Here is a 2,383-nt window from a genome sequence, read left to right on the forward strand (position 1 = left end):
TGGCCGATCTGGTTGGACGAGGCCTCGATCTCGCTCATCGCCTCGACCGCCCGGGCGACGATGGCGCCGCCCTTTGCGGCCTTCTCGCGGGCCGCGCTCGCCACCTTCTGGGCGTTGCCGGCGCCGTCGGCGGTCTGGTTCACCGCCCCGGTCACCTCGCCGAGCGCCGCCACGGTCTCCTCCAGGCTCGCCGCCTGCTGCTCGGTGCGCTGGGCGAGGTCGCCCGAGGCGATGGTGATCTCGGAAAGCCCGGTGCGGATCGAGCCGACCGAGGTGAGGACCTGGCCGATCGCGCCCTCGAGCGCCTCGACCGAGGCGTTGAACTTGGCCCGGATCGGCTCGAATTCCGGCGCCACCTGGCCGGCCATGCGCACGGTGAGGTCGCCGGCCGACAGCCGGTCGAAGCCCACCTCGACCATGCCGACGAAGGCGCGGAGGTCCTCGGCCTTGGCATTGTCCAGCGCCGCCTGGCGCTGCTTGGCCTGGTCCTGCGAAATCCGCGCCGCCTCGGCCTCCTCGGCGAGGCGGTCCCGCTCGATCGCCTGCTCCTTGAACACCTGCACCGCGCCGGCCATCTCGCCGATCTCGTCGCCGCGGCCAACGCCCGGAACGGTGACCGCCTTGTCGCCCGAGGCGAGCCTGGACATGCTGGCGGCCATGGCTTTGATGGCGCCGCCAATGCGGTGGCCGGCGAAAAACGCCACCGCGAAAGCCAGGAGCAGGGCGAGGACGGCGCCGCCGATCGCGATCCAGGCGATCTTTTGAGATGTCTGCTGCAGCGCCTGGATGGAAACCAGGAGATGCGCCACGCCGACGATGTCGCCGGAGAAATCGCGGACCGGCACCGCCAGGCCGACGAAGGGCTTACCGGCAATCTGGTCTGTGGTGCGAACCGTCTCGCCGGTCCGGACCTTCTGAAGCGTTGCCGCATCCAACTGCGGAGCTTCCTGGAAGGTGGCTGCTTTCCGGGACTGGGCCGCGTCTTCAGCCGAGAACGTCGCAACCTTTTCGGCCGGAAAGAGATACAATTCGGACTCGTCCCCGGAGCCCGTGGTAAGGCGGTCCAGAAAGTCCTGACCGAAACCGAGGCCGATCTCGACGGATCCGACGTGCCGCCCCTGATAATCGACCGGGTAGACGGCGCGTACGCCGGCACCCGCCCGACCCTGCTCCAGTCCGGAAACCGGCTTGTGCGTCGAGTTCGTCTTTACGACCGTGAAGCGGAAGGAAGAGAGGTCGTCCCCGAACTTGCTCGGCTTGTGTATCCGGAGGAAGGAGTGGCTTTCGGGTGTGTGAAACTGAAACTGCTCGACCCCGTACTGCGACTTCATCGCCGCAAAACCCGGAACGAACATGTCGGCCAAGCGCTGCCGGTCTCCCGTCGCCATGGCCTGTTCAACGCCGGGCTGCATGGCAACCAAGGCGGCGAGAGCCATTGCCTTGTTCACCTCCGACGCGATCGAACGATCGAGCTTGGTGTGCATCACCGTCAGCGAGCGGTCGGCCGATTGGCTGATGAGCTGATGAGCTCCGAGATAGAGTGGAACTCCAACGGCCAGCGCGGCGACGACCGCTGCAAACAGAACCGAAGCAACAAGACGAGTCCGTAGCGACATTTGATCCCCCAGATTGACAATACGGGATTGCCGCAGAAGCGCTTAATTCTTGATGTACGAAGCCGCTGGAATAACTGTGTCAGCGACGGCAAAGTGCAGCAGTACGGCGAAAGGACATCTTGCATCGAGGGAGCGGCCGGCCTTCCCGCTTTGTTCGGCGGCTGCTGTGGGCATTGGCGGAAGCCTGACCTGCGGCCATGCAGCCTTGGGCATCCGGGCCGCCGCCGCGAATCCCCTCGACGGCGGAGTTCATAGGATCGGGTACACGATCGCTCGGCCTTGGGAGCAGCATGACGCGGGGCCGCAGGTCCAAGGGTGCCGCTTCGGTCTCCCCAGGAGTCGGTGAGATACAAGCGCCCCCAGCAATTCCCGCGGCCGCCTTTGACGGCGGCGGCAGGCGCCCTTTCGGAGCTTGAGGCTGCCGGATGCGGACGGGCTCGCTCGCCTCGTCTTTCGCCGCCCAACTGAAAGCGGCGGCCTCGGATCCACCCGAAGCCGCCGTGGCAGAGCATAGCGGAGGAACGATCGCGATCCTCCGGCGATGTGGCAGACGAGCCCTCAGAACTCCTCCCAGCTCTCCTCGCTGGCTGCGGCGGCGGGCTTGCGGGCGGCGCCGCCGGCACCGGTGGCGCGCAGCTGCGGGACCGGACGCGCAGCGGCGGGGCGATGCGCCGGGGCCGGCGCGGGCTCGGTCGCGTGGGCGGCCTTCGCGGCGCTGCTGCCGGCCTTCACCTTGAACCGGCCCATCGCCGCTGCCAGCTCGTCGG

Annotated in this window: 1 protein-coding gene and 2 pseudogenes; all 3 read right to left on the bottom strand. The window is 67.6% G+C overall.

Annotated features, from left to right (window positions below):
• A partial coding sequence (locus AB5S17_RS23325) for a HAMP domain-containing protein (RefSeq protein WP_369243570.1) occupies positions 1–809 on the bottom strand: 809 nt, incomplete at its 3' end.
• A 33-nt stretch (positions 810–842) separates the two neighbouring features.
• Positions 843–1,616, bottom strand: a pseudogene (locus AB5S17_RS23330) (cache domain-containing protein); the annotation flags it as partial.
• A 558-nt stretch (positions 1,617–2,174) separates the two neighbouring features.
• Positions 2,175–2,383, bottom strand: a pseudogene (locus AB5S17_RS23335) (methyl-accepting chemotaxis protein); the annotation flags it as partial.

Source organism: Jiella sp. M17.18 (genome assembly GCF_041027365.1).
In the GTDB taxonomy this organism is placed as follows: Bacteria; Pseudomonadota; Alphaproteobacteria; order Rhizobiales; family Rhizobiaceae; genus VKMB-3413.